This is a genomic window from Haladaptatus halobius (assembly GCF_020618475.1).
In the GTDB taxonomy this organism is placed as follows: Archaea; Halobacteriota; Halobacteria; order Halobacteriales; family Haladaptataceae; genus Haladaptatus; species Haladaptatus halobius.
Genome location: NZ_CP085340.1, coordinates 420306 through 442670, shown reverse-complemented (window position 1 = coordinate 442670; position 22365 = coordinate 420306). Strand labels below are relative to the sequence as shown.

The window sequence follows — 22365 nt, the reverse complement described above, 5'->3', positions numbered from 1 at the left end:
AAGTAAAGCTCTGCGTTGATACTGGAATTAAAGTCATAATACCCACATATTTGATCATGAACTAACTATACTGCCCAGCGCCACTCAGTAACGAGTTAACTACATTTCTCGACACACTACTCAATTATCTTCCAGCCAGTGCCAGTATCGCGTTCGCATAGACGTTTGCCCCCGTGACGCAGTCTCCCCACGCGGTGTATTCGGCTTCGTTGTGTGTTTTCCCGTCGACCGACGGGACAAAGAACATGCCCGCGGGAAAAGCTTGGTTGACGTTCGTCGCGTCGTGCCCAGCACCGCTTACGATGGATTCGTACGTGACGTCAAGAGATTCCGCAGTGTCGGCGATGGCATCACGAACCCGAGGAGAGAACTCGGTGTGGCGTGTCTTCCAGATCTCCTCGAGTTCGTACGTCGTCCCGTGACGGTTGCATGCGGCGACGATCTCTGCTTCTGTCCGTTCAATGGCTTCAGCGACAACATCGTCGTCATAGGAGCGAAGGTCAACTGTGAACTCAACGACGTCGGGAATGACGTTGATTGAGTCGGGTTCGACTCGAAGTTCACCGACTGTCGAGACTGCATCGGCGGAAAGTCGGTTGGGCAAACGATTGATCTCGCTGATAGCGTCTGCAGCTGTAGCCATCGCATCACGCCGGGTATGCATCGGTGTCGGGCCAGCGTGATCTGTCTCACCGTGAATTGTTGCTCGAAGCCATGTGATGCCAAACACGCCATCAACGACGCCGATAGCGTTCCCGTGCTCTTCCAATATTGGTCCCTGTTCAATATGAAGTTCGAGATATGCGTGTATATCAAACGGTTCGACAGCGTCAGTGCCGGCGTATCCGATGCGAGTAAGTTCATCGCCAAGGCGGTTCCCTTCGACATCGGTCAAGTCGAGCGCCTCACTGAGATCAGTCTTCTCGATAAAGACGGCACTTCCAAGCATGGCATGTTGGAAGCGCGATCCCTCCTCGTTCGTCCAGTTCACGATTTCGATTGGCCGCTTTGTCTCGATGCCTTCATCCTCGAGGGTTCGAAGTGTTTCTAGGGCCGTAAGGACACCGAGCTGGCCGTCATAACGGCCGCCGTAAGGTTGTGAGTCAAGATGAGAGCCAATGAGGATGGGAGCTATATCTTGATTTTGTCCGTCTCGTCTAGCGAAGATATTTCCTATTTGGTCGATACGAATGTCTACCCCGAGCGATTCAAGATCTGCGACGAATTGATCGCGAACATGCTTGTCCTCATCTGTGAGTGCTAGTCTGTGAAGACCGTTATTATTCGTCGAACCGATCGCCGAATACGTCTCGAACGATTCCTGGAAGCGTTCCTCGTCTATTGTTAGCATGACTATTTCACCGCGGGGGACGCTCTTAACTCCCGTCGTATCGTTACTGAGCACGGGATAGAAAGGACGACTGACAGGATGTATGATCCCCATGAGAACGACTTCGCCCAGAGACATTACGGTTAGTGATCAACCTACTGAATCGGGACGAAGGATTTTCTATTGATGGTGTGGTGTGTGCCCTATGGAATCAAACCACATAGGCGTAGATATCGGTGGAACCTTCACCGACTTCATCGCGGTCGATCCGGCGACGGGCATCTATACGGTCGTCAAGACGCCATCCGTTTCGGATGCACCTGAGCGAGCCGTCAGTAACGCCTTCGAGACGAGCGGAATCGCTGAGGCTGCTCGCGTCTCTCATGGCACAACCGTCGTTACGAATGCAATTTTAGAGCGAACTGGAGCAACAACTGCTTTGATCACTACTGCGGGATTTGAAGACATTCTCGTCATCGATCGGCAGGATCGCGATGACATCTACGATCTTCGATATCAACGACAGGAACCACTTGTCTCTCGCCATCGGTGCTTCGGAGTACCAGAGCGGATCGGACCGACCGGCGAAGTTATCGAACCGTTGAATATGGACGAACTCGACACCATCGCCACTCTCATTTCAGACACTGATGTGGAATCGGTCGCAGTCTGCTTTCTGCATGCCTATGTGAACGACGAACACGAACGCCAAGCCGCTATCCGTCTTCGCGAACACCTAGATGTCCCGATTTCGATTTCGAGCGCAGTTCTCCCTGTGTTTCGAGAGTACGAGCGTACGAATACCACTTCTCTCAACGCATATACTCGTCCCGTCGCAGAAGCGTATCTCGAACGCCTTACCGACGAAATCGACGCGAAGTGTGAAACCGACCAAGTACTCGTGATGCGATCGGATGGTGGCGTCGTACCAGCCGATGAAGCTTCGGAGTTACCCGTCAATCTCGGCGTTTCAGGTCCTGCAGCAGGAGTCGTAGCGGCATTGGACAGTGCGCAACGATCTGGTTCCGATGATGTACTCACCTTCGACATGGGCGGAACAAGTGCCGATATGAGTCTTGTCCGTGGTGGTACACCCGAGATAACAACAGAAGGAGACATTGGTGAACAATCGGTCTCTGTGCCGATGTACAACATACGTACCATCGGTGCCGGAGGCGGTTCGATCGCTTATCTCGATGAGGGAGGACTACTGAAGGTTGGCCCTCGGTCTGCAGGAGCCAATCCCGGTCCTGCTTGTTATGGGCGAGGTGGCACCGAACCCACGGTAACAGACGCAAATCTCTTGTTAGGTCTGATGAACCCAGATGTGAAATTGGGCGAAGGGGCAATCGAGCTGAACGTTGCGGCGGCCGAAGCAGCGGTCAAAAGCCTTGCAGATCAACTCGATCAGCAACCAATTGAAACAGCTCATTCAATCTACGAGTTAATCAACATGAACATGGTCGAAAGCGCTCGTGTAATCAGCGTTAAAGAAGGTATCGACCCGCGTGGATTCGGCTTAGTTGCATTCGGCGGGGCAGGTCCATTACACGCGCCATATCTCGCACGTGAACTCGACATGGAACGAGTTATTATCCCGCCGCAACCGGGGATCCTATCGGCCATTGGGCTGCTCTATTCCGACGTTCGCCGTACTGCCAGCCGGACCGATATTACGTCGCTTTCTGCGATCTCATCAGACGAGTTAAAGACCCTGTTTGCGACACTCGAGGAGAAGATTCGTACAGGACTCTCCCTTCCGGCAGGGGTATCGATAGAGCGATCGGTTGACGTTCGATTTGCCGGGCAAGCACATGAGTTGCGTGTTGTCATCGACGAAATGGACGACTCGGGTCTCGAGGATCTATCGACTCGATTCCGGACTCGACACGAAGAGAAGTACGGCTTCGTCATGGACAGTGAACTCGAACTCGTTACGTTTAGAGTCGGTATCTCAGTCCCAACCGAGGTACCGAACATTGACTGGAGAACCGATGGGACACCAAATCCGGAAACGAGAGCGGTATATCTCGATAACGAAATGCACGATGCCGGGATGTATCAGCGCACATCTCTACCGCCAGGCTTCGAAACCGACGGACCAGCTCTTGTTCAGATGGCCGACAGTACCGCAGTTGTATTTCCAAACCAGAAACTCAGTGTCGACACTGCACACAATCTAGTCATCGAACCCAAGGAGGGTGATAATCATGTCTGAAGATGGATCCGCCTCATCGTCAGATTCGGATTCGACTACAATCGATCCAGTCACGCTCGAAATCATTCGCAATTCACTTGCGAGTGCCGCTGAGGAGATGGGCGAAACGCTGCTTCGGACGGCGTACTCTTCAGTTATTCGCGAGGCGCGCGACTGCTCGACAGCATTGTTCGGCCCAGAAGGCGGCCTGGTTGCGCAAGCAGAACATATCCCGATGCATTTAGGATCCATGCCCTACGCCCTCAGTGAGAACTCGGAACTTGCCAATGATCTGGAGGAGGATGAAATCCTCCTTTTCAACGATCCGTATCACGGTGGACAGCACATAATGGATATTATCGCGTTCCAGCCGGTTTTCATCGACGACGAACGCATCGGTTTCGCGGGAAGCATTGCACATCACATTGATATGGGCGGTGGTGGCGCGGCAAGTCTAAACCCGGAGGTCGCCACAACGTATGGTGAAGGATTCAGATTCCGCCCGCTCAGGCTCACCACTGACACAGAGGCCTACGATGTGTTCCTCGATATTTTAGCTACGAACGTTCGCGCATCAGAATACGTCATTGGAGACTTCAAGGCACAGCTTTCCGCAAACCGCAGAGGCGTCGAACGGTTGCGAGAGATAGCAACCAAGTACGGGACGGACATCTACGCAACTGCCCTGAATGAGCTCGATGCCTACGCAGAACGCTTCATGCGTTCACGTCTCGTGAGCTTACCAAACGCAACTGCAACAGGTACAGAGACGGTCGAGATTGACGAACCGCCAGCCGTTGCTGAAGCAGACACAACTGTCCACGTCGAGGTTACGATTAACCATGATGACATCACTGTTGACTTCGATGGGACTGCCTCTGAAGTCGCAGGTTATATTAACTCCCCGATCGCGTCAACTTATTCTGCAGCCTACTTTGCGGTATTAGCAGCGATTGGCGGCTCAGACCTTCCAGTTAGTTCAGGAATCTATCGACCGATCCACATAGACATCCCGGAGGGAACGCTCGTGAATCCGTCCGAACCGACGGCCACCCGTGCTCGGATGAAAACCTGCTGTCGGGTCTTCGATGCTGTTCTTCAGGCGCTCGCAGTCATCGCACCTGATATTGTCCCCGCAAGTGCATTTAACAGTACTACTCCTATCGTATTCGCCAAGCAATTTGACGACACTACCGAGGTGTTCATGGATCTCCCGGGTGGAGGATGGGGTGGATTTGCTGGCGGCGACGGTGCTCCTGCGACTACGAATCCCTTAGAGAACGAGATGAATATCCCAGTCGAAGCTATCGAGCAGGATCATCCTTGGCTCAGAGTTTCCGAATATCAACTCCGCACTGACAGCGGTGGTATCGGTGAATTCCGCGGTGGTCTCGGTGTCCGGCGCGTATTCGAGATCGTCCATGGGCCGGTCAGCGGGACCGGGTACACCGGTCGGATTACGAATGGTTCCTGGGGTGTCCGCAATGGCGGTCCCGGGGTTGGTGCGACTACTGAATGCGTTCGCACTGCAGATTACCACGAGACTTTGGGCACCACTTGGAATATCAAACTCGATACTGGGGACCGTGTTGAAGTGGGTATGGGCGGCGGTGGCGGGTACGGCGATCCGGCCAACCGAGATATAGTAGCTATTGCCCAGGACGTTGCGGCTGACTTCGTGTCCTTCGAAGCTGCACAACAAAATTATGGAGTGGAACCATCGAAACTCCGTGATTCACTTCGGATAGTATTAGGAACAGCGTATGAGGCGTACGCAGACAACCGAAATTGGGAGGGCTAATCACTGACTGATGAGATCAATGCTCTATTAAGAGTATCTGTCCAGGTACGAATCCGCTTTAGGTCATCGAAAGAATTCATGAAGCGACCTTTCCGAATACATTTGACATTCGCCAACTGTGTCGTTGAACTCGAAGAGCGAGTCGATGAGCTTGAACACTATCGCAAGGACGTGGCGAAAGCGAGTGCCGAGAACCGACAGCAGCTCAGTAGTCTTACAGAGACGACCGAGACCATCCAAGCAGACATCAACGATCTCACCGACGCAGAAGAGAAAAACAGTCAGGTGCGAGCGTCAGTGTCTCGGCTCATCAATCTCGTGCGGGATTACAAGACTGAAGAAAGCGTCGACGATGACTCGCCGAATCTCGTTGCAGAAGCCTCGAATGCAGGGCGGCAACTCTTCGAGACGGTCCAGCGTTCGGAACAGAACACTGAACTCGTCAACTTCCGCGAGAAGCGCGCTGAGAGTCAGCAAGTCGAGGACAAGTATCTCAATGTGCTTGAGCACGCGAAGAACGTCGCCAAGACGAACGATGTGATGGTTGCACGATTGGGCTATCGGGAGGTTGCGACCCACTACGGCTGTGCGTACAAGAACGACGGCTATCGGGTGATGGAGGAGATGGCCGAACGTGTCCCAGGCGTGAGCTACAAGGAGTCTCGAACGCTGTCGGTGGATGACGCCATGGGTGTCGGTGGCCATCACATCGAGATCACGTTCGCCCATCCTGATCTAGCGGGGTGGATGCGAGCCCACGAAGCCAACGCGGAACGAAACGGAGGGCGCTGATTATAGTGTTGTAATCACGGGGGTTCGGAGAACCCCCATTTCGGCGGCACCACCACACGAGATTCACACCGCCTTGGCGGTGACACATGGTGGTACTAATGTGTTGGCTACAGTGGAGTGCGTCTTTTTCTGCGTCATTTTCTGCGAAACGGAGGGGTCGCGTTCGCGATCCCCCTCTATTACAATGTTGTAATCGATTGTTCCTACTAACATTCGCGTACGGTGCGAATGTCCGTGAATTCAACTGGGGCGCCAGCCACGAATGTTCGCTGATGTCCTTCGCTGTCACCTCTGGCACCCGCGTCAGGGTGACGAAACACTTCGCTTCGTACTCTTTGAGGCCGAGCTGCTGGAGCAGTTCGACGGGGTTATGGCCTGATCTGACTCCATGGTCGCCTGTCGGTTGCGCCGCCATGAAAAGAAACAGTCCAGTCGTCCGGAAAGAAAAGAGGACGCCCGCCTCAGTAGGACTTCTTGGTGTGGAGGTTGCCGCTGGAGTCGTAGAGGGAGACCGTGTCGCCCGAGTTGTTCCAGATGGCCGACCCCGAACCCCAGTAGAGGTCGCCGTCGGTGCTGGAATCGGTGCCGCTCCCGGTGTGGAGTCGCACCGTGCCACCCGAGGTGAGGGTGTAGTTATCCGGGAAGTCGTAGTGGTGGCCCGCGCTGTCCTCGACCGACCAGCCGGTCATGTCCTGATCTAAGCTACTCGTATTGTCGAACTCGACCCACTCGTCGTTGAGGGTCGAACCGTCCTCGCTGATCTGGCCGACACAAATCTTCGAACCGCAACTACTGCCAAGGTTGCTGGCGGCCTGCTTCTCGGCCAGCACCTCGTTGTCGTCGTAGACGTGGGCGGTGTCGCCGTCATTGTTCCAGACGCCCGAGCCGCGACCCCAGTAGAGATCGGTGGTCGTGTCGGTGCCGCTCCCGGTGTGAACCCGCACCGTGTCACCTGTGCCCAGCGTGAACGAGTCGGGAAAGCTGTACGTGTAGCCCGCCGAGTCCTCCAGCGTGAAGCCGGACATGTCGAGGAGACTCGACCCGTCGTTCTTCACGTCAACCCACTCATCGTTGAGGGTCGAACCGTCGAGGCTCATGTCCGTGACGGAGACGCTGTACGGCGCAGGGTAGGTCCGCTTCTGCACGAAGTTGTCGTTGGCATTGTAGAGGTACGCGGTGTCGCCGTCGTTGTTCCAGACGCCCGAGCTGCGACCCCAGTAGAGGTCGGTGGTCGTGTCGGTGCCGCTTCCGGTGTGGACCCGCACCGTGTCGCCGGACGCGAGGCTGAAGCCACTAGGGAAGGTGTAGGTGTTACCAGCCTCGTCCTCGACGGTCCAGCCGGTCATGTCCACGCTGTCGGCGCTGACGTTCTTGAAATCAACCCACTCGTTGTCGGCGTCGATGGTCGGGATGATAACGTCGTCGACTGACCACGAGGCGTCCCGAACCAGCGTGCCGGTGTCGTCGTAGAGGGATGCCGTGTCGCTGTCGTTGTCCCATCGGAACATCGACGCGCCCCAGTAGAGGTCGCCGTCGGTGCTGGAGTCGGTGCCGCTCCCGGTGTGGACCCGGACGGTGCCGCCCGCAGTCAGCGTGAAGTTGTCGGGGAACGAGTAGGTGTCGCCGTCGGCGTTCTCAAGCGTCCAGCCGGTCATGTCCTGATCGGCGGACCCGGTGTTCATCACGTCTACGTACTCGTCGTTTAGGGTCGAGTGGGGGTACTGGTTGACGGTGCCAAACTCGATGACCGACTCGTCGGTGCCGCCGCCCGAACTGCTGCCGTAGGCGCTCCACAGCGAGAAGTCCGTCGTATTCAGGTTCGTCGTCTTGAGGAGCTTTCGGTTGCCGACGTTGTTGGTGTCGTCCCGGACGTCGTCGTAGTTGAGCCGGAGGTCGGTCCCAACGCCCGCCGCGAGGTCGTCGAGGGTGGCCCGCTCGCTAGCAGTTTCGCTCCCGGAGCCCATCAGGATGACCGCGCCGCCGTTGTTGATGAAGTTGTTCATTTCGTTTATTTCCGAATTGGTCCACGCATCGGGACTACTGGAAGCGATGAGCGCCCGGGCCTCCGACAGACTGTAGCCGGTTGAGTCGCCGTAGGAGTTGATGCTGTGGAGTTCGATGCCCACACCTTCGAGGTACCGCTGGTAGTAGGCAACGTCCTCGCCTGAAATCGCGTTGTCCTGATTGAAGGTGTGGTGTCCGCCATCAACCAACACCGGACCCGAGGGGTCGGTGCTGTCGTTCAGGTAGTCAATGAGGTTCGTCACGAAGACGAAGTGTTCCAGCGCGTCGGAGTCGGACTCCCAGCTCTCGTTGATGGGGACGCCGCCGAAGTACGCGAGGTTGTTGGCCTCATCCACCCCGACCATGGGGATGTTGCCGCTACTGTAATCGACGGTGCCGCTTCCCGTGTTCTCCTGCACGGCCTCGGGTTCGGTCCAGACCGGAACTCTCGAATCCGCGACTTGTCCGTTCGTGGTCTTGATACTGGAGGTGTGAGGGTGGAACGTCTGTGCCACGTCGTTGTTTCGCCACTCCGAGGCCGATCCGTCGGCACCGCCCCAGACGCCATTGCCGTTGGCGCGGGCACTCTCCTGGTGGCCCAGATACTCGTCAGTGTTGCTCATGCTCGCGGCATATACCCGCGCGTACCCCTTCTTGAGGGCTAACTCGTTCCAGACGGTGTCCATCGTGCCGTCGGCGTCGCGGTCGTACCGTATCTTCGCCAGAAGCCGGTCGTACTGATCTATTTCCTCGGACTGACAGTCAAGCTTGACCTGACATTTCGTGCCGACCGGGAGTTCGTCCTTGGCGAACTGGCTGGCCTTGTTGCCCCAGTTTTCGAGGTGGATTGCGGACTCGATGAATTCCCACTCCTCGGTCTTCTCGTACCGTGTGTTGCCCGACTTCTCGGGGGTGTCCATCCCGAGACAGCGGACGTTGTAGGTCGTGCTGTTGGAGTACACCTTCACGTCGAACGTGTCGCCATCGATGTTGTCGGTGATTTCCCCATCGTACCAGACGCCACAATCGAGTGCGGAATCGGCTGCGATGGTCGGTTGTGCGCCTATCGAAAGAGCACCTGCTGTACTGCCCAGCAACTTGAGGTAATTCCGGCGTTGCATGAAACGAGTAGACCCACTGATCCAATGTATAAAAATATCCTTATTGGTTAATAGGATATTATATTTTTATATAAAAAATAATTCTCCGTGACAGCACAAAATAAAATTTTGGCGGGTTACCTATTTCGCACTGGCCCCGTCCCGCCGGGGACCGGACTGATTTCAGCAGTTCGACTGGGTCATGGTGGAGCAACCGACAGCTACCGTGCGGACTATGCGCCCTCTATTCAGTACGATATCAGGAATGCATCACTGATTGAGAGTTTCGACATAGGCATGATTTTTTGGTTCTATGGAGATGCAGGCGTGCAACAGATCCCTCTTCTAAACTTGTACTCGTTAGAGAAACGATTTGAGACTGATTTCGTCGTAACTCGATAGGAATTGCTCAATACATTTCTCACGCCACCCTAACGGCGATATCACACTCGCTGCTGCACGAACCAACAACTCCCGATACAACCCAACATCATACTCGGTTAACTCCTCACTTGCTAACATCACCCGCTCACGCGAGCGCTTTGCATCGTCAACCACCACATACGACACATTCTGACCAGGCGCACGAGCCAACCCCAAATCTGCCGCCCGCTCCAATGCTGCCACACTCCGTGTCGACTGCGTGTACTCCTCCCGATTTTTCGAAACCCGATTCGTGATCACCAACTCACTTGGATCGACCGCCCCACGTTCAAGCCGATCAACCCACGACCGCAACACCTCACAAACCGCCTCTAGATCACGGTACTCACCCACCGCTTGAATCAGCTCTTTCTGCGCCTCATCGATATACGACGGCGTACTCCGTTGGCGACACTCGATTCCCCCGATACAAGTAACGTCAATTCAGTCGACCACGAATCTCATCATTCGCGATAGCATACTTATCATTAGTGCATGCCCGCTGGGGCCGCTATTTGCCTGCGATGTACTCAATCATCCTCGTTTCTGTGATAGTAGGATGACTTCGATTATCGCAGATTAGGCTTTCCGCGTTTCGGTGATCTCGATGTCGCCAGATGTCGCAGATTGTCGGCTTCAGGAGGATTGTAAAGGAGACCATTTGGTGTATCACTGGATTTACACCCAGCAAATACTAAAGGTGCATTTCAGAGGGGATACTTCCTTTATTGGCTGGCACGTGAATCTCTACCATGGTTTGGGAATCGAACGCTGTGCTGACGCCGGATGAACTCGTTGTACACCTCCGCGAGGCAGGCGTGAAATGTATCTACCTCGCTCGAGAGCAGGCCTTCCGCGATGGCACAATTCCTATCACCGCGACCTACGAATTCTCCAGTGAAGAAACCCAGGAGGAGACAGGGTCGAAACGTGTACGTGAGATGCTGATACGTGTGTTTAACACTATCGGTGATCAGATCTGGTTCCACGATCGCGCGTGGCTTCTCGATTGGACCGTCGAGCCCGCGTTTACGAACCCACAACTGAATCTCATTCCGCTCTACGATCGTCGCGTTGAACACAAACATGGTGATGGGTTCAATCTACGGAACCTGCTTTTCGTCTATGAGGAGTGTCATGAGTGATCGGTTCTCCATGAACGAATCGTTTACTGAATACTTTGATTTCGTGGCTATTGTACTCACTGTGTCGGTGCCCAAGAATAAACGATCCAGTCTCAATGATTGGAGTGACTCTCCGTGACTTCCACCTCCCTCACCGTCGGCTTACCCGTTTCTCAAAGTGGCCGGTTCAGTCGTCAGGGAATACAAGTACTCACAGGGATCAAACAGTGGATTCGCTGGGCGAACGAGCGTGGTGGGGTCAGGGTTAATGACGGGCAACGAGTGGCACTTGAGTTAATCCACTACGACGATGAAAGTCGGCCAGCTGTTACCGAGCGCCTGACAAAACGGCTACTTCGAGATGACAAGATCGACATCCTGCTCGGCCCATACGCTAGCTCACTGACGCTAGCCGCAGCACCTGTCGCTGACACCCACGAAACGGTTCTCTGGAATCACAGCGGCGCAACCGACGCACTCTACGATGAGGGCTTCCAGTGGCTTGTCAGCATTCTCGCACCGGCAAGCCGATATTTCCATGGCTTGCTCGAACTAATTCGTCAATTGGATCGATCAGCGTCGCGGATTGCACTGTGTTGGTCGAGAAGCGGTTCGTTCGGCGAGGCAGTTGCCTCCGGTGCGAAAGTTCGAGCACGTGACTTGGACTTTGCTATCGCCAAGGAACACCCGTGGGAGCCACCGCTGGATGATACTGCGTTGCTTGTCGATTCCCTTCGTGACGTCGAGCCGGACGTGGTGCTCTCGGCGGGATCGTTCGAAGACGATGTCCGGCTCGTGCGCGAACTGGTAATCCACGATATCGATATAAAAGCAATCGGGGCGGTGGCAGCCGGTATCTCAGCGTTCGGCGAACAGCTCGGCGAGACGGCCCACGGCGTATGCGGGCCCAGTCAATGGGAGCCCACTCCCACGTTTACTCCCGAGTACGGCCCCTCACCAACAGACATTGTGAACATCTTAGAAACGACCGCTGTGCAGCCCTCAGACTATCCAGCCGTTCAAGCATTCGCTACAGGAATTGTCATCCAGACATGTATCGCTCTGGGAGACGCCTACGATCCTACCTCGAGAACTATCGATCAACAACAGTTACTGGCTACAGCGGAAGCAGCGAACTTCACGGCATTCTTCGGCCGGTTTCAAATCGATCCTGACACGGGTGAGCAAGTGGGCCAGACGCCGGTTATCATCCAATGGCAGGGGGATGTACAACGCGTCGTATGGCCCCAGATCAGCCGGCACGTCACGCCGGTGTATCCAATTTAGTACATGCTACACAATCATCTTCGAAACCTATTACGATATCGACACCCATCACAGTGCCAATATCCCACAAGAGGTGACTACCAGAATGCCCGACGTGTTCTCTTTCTCCAGAGAGCGATAACACCTATGAGAGTCACACCACGTTGGCGGTGACACATGGTGGTAACGGTTGTACGGTTACTGTGGAGTGCGTCATTTTCTGCAAAACGGAGGGGATCGCAAACGCGATCCCCCTCTATTACAACGTTGTAACCAACCTCCTATCGACGATGAACGAGAATCGTATGACAGAACAGACATCGATATCGACAGCGAACTTGTCAGGAATACCGAGCCAATCTATCCACGTGGCTTTCGTAACGCCCGTGAGAACACACCAATTGCTTCCTGTGAGTTGCCCAAGTAGTTTTGTAGAATCAGGTTAAGCTAGCAGATATTGACTGACTTTCCCACTGAAAACGACGATACAGGCCCACCATCCCGGGAGGAACAGACCAACCACCAAGACACCTCGTTCCATGACGTCCCTGGTCATTTCTTCGCGGTCCTCGCTAACCGACGAAGACGCTGCGTGCTCGCTTACCTATCCAACGGATCGTCCAACAGTGCGACGATACAGTAACTGGTCGAAGATATCGCAGCGCGAGAGCATGGCAACAAGGCGGATTCTCTTGACGAGATTGAAGTCACGCTCTTCCACCATCATCTTCCGAAACTTGCTAATATTGGACTCATCGAGTTTGACAAACGGACGAAGACAATCCGCTATCGTAACGACCCGCGAGTTGAATCGCTGCTGACGTATCTCGATGAGTACCGGCTAGATTAGGCACTCAGACTTGGCCGCAGTCTGATATTGCCGATGACACGTCCTGTGGCGGGGTGATTTGAATCTCACCATCCCAGCTGACTGCTATTTCACATGATGCGAACTTAAAGGTGACATACACCCCACCGTGGTCGGGTGCGTTACGTCTAAATTTATCAAACAAATCTTCGAGTGCGTCCGGATCGATTACATCGTATAATGGGCCGAACTCCTGAGGTGGGTCCCCCGTGACTGCAGACACTGATCGAGTGATCGAGGTCGTTAATTCATCGACATTCTCTATATCGTATTGAGCGTAATAGGTCTCTGTCTCTGGGTCATATCCGACTCGGTCTTCTCGGAGTCTCTTTTCAAGATCGACTGACCGATTCTCGCTGGAAGTGTGCTTAGTCATTAGCTCTATTTAGAGAGGGATGTTACAAGGACTTTCTACCACGATAATGAAATAGAAGTCAATAGAGCACCTAAATACTGAAATAGAGAGATTGCGTCACTCCTTGTCGAAAGCAAGTGCGAAGACCTTCTGCTGGGCCGCCCGGAGGTGCTGTGTAAATGTCGGGGGGGAAACGTCCAGCATATCCGCAATCTCTTGGCCAGTACTCTCCCGTGGTGATTCGAAAAATCCACTCAGGTACGCAAGTTTAAGCACGCCTTCTTGACGGTCGGTGAGTGGCTCTTTGATCGCCATCGGAACATCTTGAACTGATTCGGGCAAACGGTCACACGACCGACGTGACGTAAGCTTCACCGAGGAATAGGTACGTTGGAGATCATCGATATACGTCCGAACGTCAGTGGTCGAGGGAAGATCCACGACTGCAATTGCAGCGGTTCTATCGAATGTGAGCGTGCGTACTGCGCCTTTCTGGGTGGCAAGCTGTGAAGCAAGCGGTGAGCCAGACACGGTCACTCTGAACAGGCAATTCTCACCGTGCTCGGCGATACGAGCGATCGTTGTGATGGCAGCGAGGTTCGTTCCAGCAGTCTGAATAGTATCAGCTGCCGTCTGACTCCCTGTGAAAAACACGTGCGAAGAACCGTTTCCAACAGGAACGATACCCTTGAATTGGAGCTGTACATCGGCATTTCGAGCAAGTCGTGCGAGCACCGTTCCTGGCTCCTGGATCTGGATCGTAAGTTCGACGACATTGTCCGTTTGGACGGTCTCTTGTTTTTCGGCAGCGTTAATTGCATGCGCAACCGTTTGCCCAAGTTCATCTAAGACACGCTGATTGCGTTCTTCGGGGTGTGGCTGAGCGGCATAGACGGTTAGAGCGCCATACAATGTTTCCTCATATTCCAACGGTATACTGATGCACGAACGGGCACCTTGCTCGAGAATGTCTTCCCGACATGACCCAATTCGCCGATCAGTGGCAATATCGGCAACGATCTGCGTGTCCCGAGTACGCACCGCGGTGGCCACAGGATTTTGGTCCGTCGTACTGTCGCCAATAGTAATCGTGCGATCCTCGACAATACTACTATCGATACCAGCCCACTGCCGTGGTTCAACCGTTCCCCTGACAGCATCGAATTCGCCGATCCACGCAAACTCGTAGAGATCGGAATCTGCGAGTCGCTCACAGACGGACTGGTCGATCTCGGTGACCGTACCAGCCTGCACAAGTGCCTGATCAATCGCTCGAATGAGCGTGTTGAGCTGGTCGAGACGTGTCAATTCCTCGTTTCGCCGCAGCAACTCCTGTTCGCTGTCGGCGCGGTCCCACGCGGTTTCGATGGTCGCCGCGACCGTTTCCACGAGGTCGACTGTCCGCTCGTCGAACATCTTGGGTCGAGTCGAGCCAGCACAGATGACGCCGTGTCTCCCCAGTGGAACGAGCACACGACTTCGCAGTGGCGGCTTCGACGACATACTCTCGGGGACGTTGAGGTCGTTGTCGACGTCGAGATCGTCGCCGATGAACGTCTGCCAGACCTGGTCGGAGAATTCGTCTGGTAGTCGAACCGCATCGGAGTCTGTCTCTAGGGCTGTGTGACTAGTGTCCTCTCGGAGTTCGCCAGCCGCCTCATCGTAGCGCCAGAGCGCGGCGTACTCCACGCTGAGAACGTCCCTCGTGAGTTCGGCGACGCGGTCGCTGATCGTCTCCGTATTGGCGTCTATCAGCTCGCGGCTCGCGGTGTTGAGTCGTTCGAGGGATTCACTGGCCTGCCGCAATCGCTCCTCATTCTCACGTAGAGCTTGTTCGGCGCGAGCGCGCTCGACCGCCGCCCACGTGCGTTCGGCCGTCTCTTCGACCATCGCGATTTCGGTCTCCGTCCACTCTCGAGGCGTCGACTGAGTGACGACGAAATATGCAGTGAGTTGACTGTTCTTAACAAGTGGGACGCCGATGCATGAAGTGATTTCCATTTCCTGGTACGCGGCTCGTTCCTCGCCGCGCAGCTCTGAATCGGTCGCAACGTCATTTACCACCAGGGTGTCACCAGTCTGAAACCCGTCTACGACGTACTCGCCATACTCGTCAAGCTGGTGCTCGCCGACAACGGATGGGACATCTCCTCCGTAATAGTCGGCGTGAACGAGGTTTGTGTTTTCATCTGCGAGAACCTCGCTGTAATAGGCGCGGTCAACATCCAGCTGCTCGCCGAGGACGCGGGCGGCCTCGTGTTGAATCTCGACGGGGTCGGCTATCGGGCGGAGTTCGTCAGTGAGCGTGATGCGGAAGGCATCCAGCTCGGCCCGCTTGCGCAGATCCTTCTCGGCCTTCTTGCGCTCAGTGATATCGGTAAAATAGATGGAGAGGCCAGAGTCAGAGGGATAAACGTTAATGTCGAACCACCGGCCACATTGGTCGAAAGATGTCACGAAATGTGCCAGGTCCTGGGAATCGAGAGCGTCATGAAACGCTTCATCGGCGGACTCATCGTACTCAAAGACATCCCAAATAAACTCGCCACGCACCTCAGATTCAGTGATGCCGAGCCACGCTTCAGCTCGTTCGTTGAGGTATGTAAGTCGGAGGTCTGCATCGAGCGTGTAGACCGCGCTCAGGTCACGCTTGTACAGCTGGTCAACCGCTGACTCAAGTGCTCTATGCGGATGTTCGATACCATCGGTGGAATCATGGCATTGAATCCCATTGGATGGTCGCCACCACACCCGTCCCCGAGCACCGACCTTTTTCGTTTCGAGCACGCCTTCATCGACAAGTGCGTCCAATTTGTTGTAGATCGTCCGATCAGTGCAGTCGAATTCGTCGGCGACCTCTGTGGTGGTCACCGGTGTGCCTGGTGAACCGAGAGTGTCGAATACGTCAAGCACAGTCGCAGGTGATGGCACGGACGAACTCACACCTCTACGCTAACCATGGACGCGCAAAAAATATTCTGTCAATAGAAATTAATCAGTACTGATTTCAAACCCGTAGAAACGCGAGAAATAATCAAATGTGATGAGCACCGAATGGACGAAGATCACAGCAATCGAATAGCAGTTTCACCCGAACGACGCCAAACTCGACTCAGTATACTGTCCTAACTCCTGCTCAATATCCGATTCACGCCAGCCTAGGGGTGACAATACACTCACTGCCGCCCGAATCAACAACTCCCGATAGAATCCAACATCATACTCAGTTGGCTCCTCACTTGCCAACATTACCCGCTCACGCGACTGCTTTGCATCGTCCACCACCACGTACGACACACTCTGTCCCGGCGACCGCGCTAGTCCCAAATCAGCCGCCCGCTCTAATGCCGTCACACTCCGCGTCGACTGCGTGTAGTCCTCCCGTTTTTTCGAAACACGATTCGTGATCACCAACTCACTCGGATCGACCGCCCCACGCTCGAGCCGATCCACCCACGACCGCAATTCCTCACAAACCGCCTCTGGGTCACGGTACTCATCCACCGCTCGAATCAACGCTTTCTGCGCTTCATCAATATACGATGGCGAGCTCCGCTGGCGGCACTCGATCCCTCGATACTTGTATTCGCCTTCACCAGCGACCTTCCCAAAGTACTTCGTCAACGCACCAACATCCGAATCCCGCATCGGAACAGTGTAACGCGAGAGCTATTCGCCGAGTACGGGTGTGGCCACTCGATGGAAAATATTGACTGAGAGACCAAGGATATACGCTTGCGTTGGTCTCAAACTCGAACAGTCTCCCAAAGAATATCTCCCTGAATTCTAGAGTGATACGCGGGAGTCAACAGCGGAAATTAGAAAACAATTTCGATACAGTGTGAGCCATACCCACATATATAACTGTGTATATATGTATCTCGGAAGTTTTTCTTGTAATTATTTTGTTTATTTAGTGCCAGAACCGAACCGCTGAAAGTGAAAACACGAGCGACAGCAGCGATCGAACCAATTGTGAATCTATGTGAGATCGTTAAAATAGAGAATCAGCATTAGTGAGTATACACGCATGAGATATGTTGTAATCGTTTTCACGGGAATTTTGAAGAATATAGAATCATATCGATCAGGATAAAACCGTCGAATCTACCAGTAGAAATTTAATGGATAATAGCTTACCTGGTATGCGGTTACACCGGGTTGCCACTGATCACTATCCACAGCATTAGCACCGGGTGGGGGAACGATGAAGAAGTCTTTAGTTAATCACATCAAACGACGGTTGGATCGAGCGGCAAACCAAGACCCAGAAGAACGAGCACGCACTTTACTCGATATTAGATCGGATTTGGAACGCTTCCGAAAGAATCCACATATCGATCGAGATACTCTGACACATTTTGAAGAAGATATCGAGCAACGACTGGCGAAGATAGATGATCACGTTACAATGCTACAACGAAAGTCGGAATCTCCGTCTTGGACATCGAAAATCGCTCATCTGGTGATGTCCATCTGTCCTTGGTTGGAGGGTTCTTCTCAAACCGACGAAGAAAAGACGAGGGGCGAGTCCTCCTTTCTCAGCGACTGAACAAGCGTTATCAGCGACTAGGAATTTAGCTGTACAAGGCTTTCCCGTGAGAATATTGGCTATCTGTGTATCGAGTGGAAATCGACAGGGTAGCCAATATTATCTTTTTTCTGACTTGTAAGGTGGAATCACTCGGCAGATTCTATTGCTGTAGATTGTTTGCTGTAGGCTTCGAAAAGGGGAAATGAATCGTTGAATAGAGATGTTGAGAGAAGTTCTGGATTCTCATTTACATTCTCATTTTTACTAGTGATTTTGTCATCATTAAGCCGAAGGTCAGATCCAAGTCCCGACGCAAGCGCATTGAGATTCTTACAAGCTTCAGTCGAGGCCGCTGCACTTCCGAGCAAAATAACTGCTCCACCATCATCTCTGAATGTACTGATCGTTTCGATTTCATCCTCTGTGAATGGCTCTACTGGCGTCGTGATGAGGAGTGCACGCCCCAAATCGAGGAACTCTGTCGTCAATGTATTGTTCTGCTCGAATTTGATTCCACCTTGGCCCTCAAGATACCGTTGGTAATATGCTACATCCTCTGCAGAGAGAGAAGCTTCTCCTGCAAATTGACCATGTCCCCCATCAATGAGGACATCTTTTGAACGCTCTGATAGAGAGGTGAGAAGATTTATAAGAAAGACGAAATTCCCAAAGTCCGACGTATCGACGGGAAATTCTTCACTTTTCTCATATTCTTCATTGATAAAGAGACTGCCAAGCATTCCGAGGCGAGCATCTGGGTCTACTGCTACCAATGGTGGATTAGAATACTCGATACTCTTGTCGCCATTTAGTTGTTGTTCGGCCTGTTCACCCGCAAAGACGGGTACCCGTTTTGAATCGATTGTACCACTCTCGCTTCGAATACTGCTTGTATAAGGGAAAAATAAAGTTGACACATCATGATCTCGGATTTCGGATGAAGCTGCTGGATCGCTTTCTTTCCAGACACCATGCTGTTGCTTTTTTGCGTCTCGTTCAGCTTGCCACAGTTCATCATGCTTTGCGGCCCCTGAATCATACACACGAGCGTAACCGCGTTGAATCAGTTCCTTGTTATAGAGGACAGGCTCACCCTCGTCTGTCGAATAAGAGGCATAGACGAGGAGCCGATCGTACTGATCGCGGATTGGTTCATTAGGATCAAATGATACCGTGAGTGTCGCCTTATGGACAGTCTCCTTTGCGAATTTTGACGCTTTTTCGCCCCATTTGCCGAGATATTCGAGATCCTCAATCCCTTCCCACTCTTCTGGTCGTTCGTGTTCCTTGTTTTGAGTGGTTTCAGGGGAATCTACTCCGATAATCCGGAGTTCTTCGCTGGAGCCATCCGAGAATTCAGCGTCGAACGTATCTCCGTCGCTAACATTCGTAACAGTCACCGTGTATTCTTCATCTCGATTGAGCGAACTTCCCATAGCCGTCACTATGCGTCTTTTATTACTTTAATCTTACCATAGAAAGTATATAGATAAATATAGAATTGGCTACTTGAGAACCATACTGCGTAGGCGTTTGGATGGATATAAAGTTAACATAATATTTAGAAATTCATCTACAAATCTTGTACGGAGAACCCGTTTTTCAAATCATTGGCTTCGAGTCCAGTGAGTTTGACAGACCCCTCAGGAATTTTGTATTTCCTGAGCACCTTGCGTGCTGCATCCGTTTTGTTAACCGTATCATCAACTGCATACGTTGTCCATGTACAGGCATTAGGAATGAACTCAGCAATAGAATAACCGTTGTACTTGGCGTTGAAGAACTTAACCCACGGATTTTCTTCAAGCACCGTTTCAACCATTACTTCATTCGTAAGCGACTTCGAAGCAGACTCGTTGGTTATCTCCTCGCCTAGACTCCAGAAGTCAGATGTCCCCGAATTGCTCGAAATTGCCGTGGTGAGAAGTTCAGTACCGACCATTTCTTCTTTCTTGCTCGACTTTTCACGAGATACAGACAGCCATCGAGATACGTCTGATTCCACATGAACGTATTCGAACCATCGATGATCACCCGTCCAGGGAGGTTGTAGCGTGCTGGTGAGTGCCCGACTTGGCCGTAGCTTTCGTACGTTGATTCGCCCGCCAACTACTGCCACCCTGGACGTCGTCCAAGCTGGAACTCTACGTCGAGCCGATCGGCTTGCTGGAAAAGAACTGGAATGAGATCGCTCGTATTCAGGAAGAGCACATCCGGATCAACCGACTCAACTCGATCCGACAATGTTGCTAACACGTCTTCGCCACCCCCAGTCACCGTCTCATCATCGATCGTGAGTTCGGTGACGCTCTCACTCGCGATTTCTGTCTCTGGCACAGCAATCTGTATCCGTGAGAGGTCGTGAGTCGGCAGTGGATCAATTCTCTTTTCGAGACAGTACCGAAACTCCCGTGAAAAATCGACGTTGTAACACCGATACTCACCGGGGAGCCCCACTTGCTCACCATTCGCGCCACAGAATTCACTGCGTTGAGATCAACCATATCCACCTGGAGCACTTGCTCGGGATCGTGCCGGAAGCTCACGCGTTCAGTGACGATTTCGACATGAGCAACAGCGGGATGGTTACGAAGTGCAGCACGTGCCGTCGAAAACTCACCGTCGCCATGCACCGACACGTAGATTGTCGGGGTATACGACTCGTCAACCTCGCAAGTCACACCCGTCTCAGTTACCGACTAGGTGAGGACGTCGCCGTCGACGTAGTCGATTGTGTACACCATCGTCTCATCTCTGCCTGTTTAAGTCGTCCTCTACGTGGTCAAGCCGATCTTCTAAATCGTCGATTTGGGTCTGTTGTTCGATCAGGATTGAGACGAGGATCGGCGTCTCGACGAACAGGGGCCTATGAACAGTACTGGAATCAGTATGCAACTGGGCATACTCAAAGAGTCGATCAAAGACCGCTTGATCAGTCGGTCGAAGCGCTCGTCGATACTCGTCCCATCTTGCCTCAATGTGGCTGGTGTGGCTCATTACAGGTAGACACGACCACCGAGATCCCCTTAGGTAAGTCAGGGCTGCTTCCGAATATTCCAATATAGGTAATGCCGATGGAATCGGTGCGGGTGCCGGACGTGCTGGTCGCCACACAGGAGAACGAACGTGAGCTGCTCACTCACTAATTTCGATCGGTTCACTGCATCGGTAGAAGTCCACTGAAAACTCGAGGTATCCCTGTAGATTTGGCCAGGTTGAAACCCATATCCGTTCGCCAAATCTCGGCGACGACGAGATGATTTCGAACGAATTGGTCGAAGAGTCTGTGATGAATTTCACATCGCTTCTAGGGCCGTTTGAAGGGGGTTGTAGATGGTTCGATTCAGTCTCAACTGGCATAGGTGGACACGAATTTCCATAGTCAATCACGATCAGAAAGCCTGACACTGATAGTGGAATTCGACACGCCCCATCCATTTCCGATTCGGATTTCCGAAACCCTGCTTCTCGACAGACAAGCACTGAACAACAGAACTCACACAACCTGTCGGAAAGAAGGCTAGGGAGGGAAAGCCAGCTCTCACGACCAGCCACGGCGACACTGTCGGGTGATGACGCCAGACTATGTCGTCGCGCTGGCCTCTGGTGAGAGCGTATCTCCACTAACGGCATCGAGGATAAAATAAGTTCGTCAGACATAGCTTGATTTTATTATACTACTTCATCAAATAATCCCATATGGCTTTTATTTGGCTCAATTTTAGCATCGTTTTCTTTCGATTGAGTAAATCCTGCAGTAAGTGGCCGTTACTCAACCATCTGGAGAGCTAATGGAAAGCATGAACAGCGAACCACTGAGAACCAAAACGACCAGCTGGTTCGGTTCCCCCACGAAACACACTGGACCGAGTCCACCACCCCAATACGCATTGGTCGCCTCCGAAACGATTGACCCCGAATCATCGAATTCGGAGCTTGTTGTTGATGTAGTCAACGCACTCGTTGAGGTGATCGAGCCGGCAGCTGGCCAGACCACGCTCTCCCTGTACGAACACGTGAACCTAGATGCGCTCGAAGACATCATTACAGCAAGCGCGGAGAAAAAGAGTGACGTCGAAGTCCGATTCACGGTCGAGGACTATCTTGTCACCGTCCGCAGTGACAACACCATCCTCATCTACGAACCGATTAGAGCACAACGCGAAATTGGTGAGAACCCCTATCTGGCTAGTTGATCAAACTAAGCGATTACATCGACACGACGCAGTATCCACGCTTACCCTCACTACTGGGCCGTCCTTGTTATTTAGCTCCGTAATCCGTGAGCCGAAGCTTCTCCTCGACCTCATAGAGATGACCTTTCATATAGAGGCGTTCGATAATATCCTTGGCAGCTGGACGCTCAAGATCTTCTTCCTCGTTGAGAACCGTGTACGCTTGCTCGTAAGTGAGCTCCCCCTCATCCGGGAGTCTTCTCGCGAGTGCATCGAGCGCTTCTTGCGCAAGTGGTGTAAGGGGCGATTTCTCGTTTGGACCCATTGCTATTACAAAATTCCTGTTCTCGATAAGTAAACCCTCGGGCGACGGTTCTTTGTACCACTGTATAATTC

General features: G+C 53.0%; 18 protein-coding genes and 1 pseudogene. 7 read left to right on the top strand and 12 right to left on the bottom strand.

Features of this window, described 5'->3' with window-relative positions; all coding sequences use genetic code 11:
• Positions 1–124: 124 nt before the first annotated feature.
• Positions 125–1351, bottom strand: a complete 1227-nt coding sequence (locus tag LIW51_RS35570; protein WP_227380259.1) for a Zn-dependent hydrolase — start codon at positions 1349–1351, stop codon at positions 125–127.
• 184 nt (positions 1352–1535) lie between these two features.
• Here LIW51_RS35570 and LIW51_RS35565 point away from each other — a divergent pair, with 184 nt between their 5' ends.
• The 3 genes from LIW51_RS35565 (at position 1536) to LIW51_RS35555 (ending at position 6120) form a co-directional block, all read left to right on the top strand.
• Positions 1536–3548, top strand: coding sequence for a hydantoinase/oxoprolinase family protein (locus tag LIW51_RS35565; RefSeq protein ID WP_227380258.1), 2013 nt, complete (start codon positions 1536–1538; stop codon positions 3546–3548).
• Positions 3541–5328 (top strand): hydantoinase B/oxoprolinase family protein, encoded by a 1788-nt coding sequence (locus tag LIW51_RS35560; RefSeq protein WP_227380257.1) that lies wholly within the window; start codon positions 3541–3543, stop codon positions 5326–5328. The genes LIW51_RS35565 and LIW51_RS35560 overlap by 8 nt, the downstream gene beginning before the upstream one ends.
• Positions 5329–5430: 102 nt before the next feature.
• Positions 5431–6120, top strand: coding sequence for a hypothetical protein (locus LIW51_RS35555; protein ID WP_227380256.1), 690 nt, complete (start codon positions 5431–5433; stop codon positions 6118–6120).
• A gap of 265 nt (positions 6121–6385) precedes the next feature.
• On the opposite strand, the pseudogene LIW51_RS38980 reads toward LIW51_RS35555, so the two are convergent.
• The 3 genes and pseudogenes from LIW51_RS38980 to LIW51_RS35545 form a co-directional block, all read right to left on the bottom strand.
• Positions 6386–6535, bottom strand: a pseudogene (locus LIW51_RS38980) (helix-turn-helix domain-containing protein); the annotation flags it as partial.
• 46 nt (positions 6536–6581) lie between these two features.
• Positions 6582–9245 carry a lamin tail domain-containing protein gene (locus LIW51_RS35550; protein WP_227380255.1) on the bottom strand — a complete coding sequence of 888 codons (2664 nt, stop codon included), beginning with the start codon at positions 9243–9245 and terminating at the stop codon, positions 6582–6584.
• Between the two features lie 339 nt (positions 9246–9584).
• Positions 9585–10001 carry a hypothetical protein gene (locus LIW51_RS35545; RefSeq protein ID WP_227380254.1) on the bottom strand — a complete coding sequence of 139 codons (417 nt, stop codon included), beginning with the start codon at positions 9999–10001 and terminating at the stop codon, positions 9585–9587.
• A gap of 398 nt (positions 10002–10399) precedes the next feature.
• Here LIW51_RS35545 and LIW51_RS35540 point away from each other — a divergent pair, with 398 nt between their 5' ends.
• From LIW51_RS35540 to LIW51_RS40290, 3 genes are all read left to right on the top strand, one after another.
• On the top strand, positions 10400–10792 hold the full coding sequence (locus tag LIW51_RS35540; RefSeq protein ID WP_227380253.1) for a hypothetical protein: 393 nt from the start codon (positions 10400–10402) through the stop codon (positions 10790–10792).
• Positions 10793–10906: 114 nt separating this feature from the next.
• The gene (locus LIW51_RS35535; protein ID WP_227380252.1) at positions 10907–12058 is read left to right on the top strand and encodes an amino acid ABC transporter substrate-binding protein; all 1152 of its coding nucleotides are present in this window, start codon (positions 10907–10909) and stop codon (positions 12056–12058) included.
• Positions 12059–12680: 622 nt separating this feature from the next.
• Positions 12681–12887, top strand: coding sequence for a DUF7344 domain-containing protein (locus LIW51_RS40290; protein WP_438267503.1), 207 nt, complete (start codon positions 12681–12683; stop codon positions 12885–12887).
• Positions 12888–12891: 4 nt separating this feature from the next.
• On the opposite strand, the gene LIW51_RS35530 is transcribed toward LIW51_RS40290, so the two are convergent.
• The 7 genes from LIW51_RS35530 to LIW51_RS40610 all read right to left on the bottom strand — a co-directional run bounded on the left by LIW51_RS35530 (position 12892) and on the right by LIW51_RS40610 (position 20791).
• Positions 12892–13281 (bottom strand): HalOD1 output domain-containing protein, encoded by a 390-nt coding sequence (locus LIW51_RS35530; RefSeq protein ID WP_227380251.1) that lies wholly within the window; start codon positions 13279–13281, stop codon positions 12892–12894.
• Between the two features lie 96 nt (positions 13282–13377).
• Entirely contained in the window at positions 13378–16131 is a 2754-nt protein-coding gene (locus LIW51_RS35525) for a bacterio-opsin activator domain-containing protein (RefSeq protein WP_227380250.1), read from the bottom strand.
• A 216-nt stretch (positions 16132–16347) separates the two neighbouring features.
• Positions 16348–16908, bottom strand: a complete 561-nt coding sequence (locus LIW51_RS35520; protein ID WP_227380249.1) for a DNA polymerase domain-containing protein — start codon at positions 16906–16908, stop codon at positions 16348–16350.
• Positions 16909–17940: 1032 nt separating this feature from the next.
• On the bottom strand, positions 17941–19230 hold the full coding sequence (locus LIW51_RS35515; protein ID WP_227380248.1) for a thermonuclease family protein: 1290 nt from the start codon (positions 19228–19230) through the stop codon (positions 17941–17943).
• 137 nt (positions 19231–19367) lie between these two features.
• Positions 19368–19799, bottom strand: coding sequence for a hypothetical protein (locus tag LIW51_RS35510; RefSeq protein ID WP_227380247.1), 432 nt, complete (start codon positions 19797–19799; stop codon positions 19368–19370).
• Positions 19800–19903: 104 nt separating this feature from the next.
• Positions 19904–20131, bottom strand: a complete 228-nt coding sequence (locus tag LIW51_RS35505) for a hypothetical protein (protein ID WP_227380246.1) — start codon at positions 20129–20131, stop codon at positions 19904–19906.
• 411 nt (positions 20132–20542) lie between these two features.
• On the bottom strand, positions 20543–20791 hold the full coding sequence (locus LIW51_RS40610; protein WP_497007424.1) for a DUF8156 family protein: 249 nt from the start codon (positions 20789–20791) through the stop codon (positions 20543–20545).
• Positions 20792–21684: 893 nt separating this feature from the next.
• Between LIW51_RS40610 and LIW51_RS35500 the strand changes: the two genes are divergently transcribed.
• Complete coding sequence (locus LIW51_RS35500) at positions 21685–21990, top strand: HalOD1 output domain-containing protein (RefSeq protein WP_227380245.1); 306 nt, start codon at positions 21685–21687, stop codon at positions 21988–21990.
• Between the two features lie 67 nt (positions 21991–22057).
• Here the strand turns inward: LIW51_RS35500 and LIW51_RS35495 are convergent, their stop codons facing one another.
• Complete coding sequence (locus tag LIW51_RS35495) at positions 22058–22294, bottom strand: hypothetical protein (protein WP_227380244.1); 237 nt, start codon at positions 22292–22294, stop codon at positions 22058–22060.
• Positions 22295–22365: the final 71 nt, after the last annotated feature.